The 589-nt window shown below is 45.8% G+C and carries 1 pseudogene; it reads left to right on the plus strand.

The window, feature by feature from the left end:
• A pseudogene (locus tag BBG47_RS28350) lies at window positions 1-589 on the plus strand (RHS repeat domain-containing protein); the annotation flags it as partial.

A 589-nucleotide genomic window follows, 5' to 3' on the forward strand; every position in this document is an offset into this window, starting at 1 on the left:
AAACTACAGCTATACCTATGATAACAACCGAAATATCACGGCTAAAAACGATAATGAGGCAGGTTATCAATTTAGCTACGATAAGCTGAATCGAATCAAGACATCAAGCCAATTTAATGAGGCATATACGTACGATCAACGGGATAACCGCAGCACCTTACAAAGCGATCAGGTACCGGATATCAAGGGAGCTAACTACACCTACGATAGCCGTAACCGCTTAGTCAAAGTAACAACAGAAGACGGTAAGACCGTTAGCTACCGCTATAATGGGGACAGCCTGATGGTAGAACGAACCGAAGGTGGCGTAACGACCCGTTACTACTATGATGACAGAGCGAAGATTGTAGCGGAAGGTAAGGTAGAGGGGAGCGGTAGTGTTACAATTACTGCGGCGTATGTCCATGACTCGAACGGCAAGCTGCTGGCACGTCAAGTTCCGGGACAGAGTATGCAATATTACGTATCCAATGGGCACGGAGATATTATCGAAATCCGAGATGCACAAGGAAACGTACTGAACCGATATACGTACGATATCTGGGGCAATCCATTGGTTCAAGAGGAACAGGTTCCGAACATTTTCCGT

The sequence above is a fragment of the Paenibacillus sp. KS1 genome, assembly GCF_001680695.1.
GTDB lineage: Bacteria > Bacillota > Bacilli > Paenibacillales > Paenibacillaceae > Paenibacillus_B > Paenibacillus_B suaedae.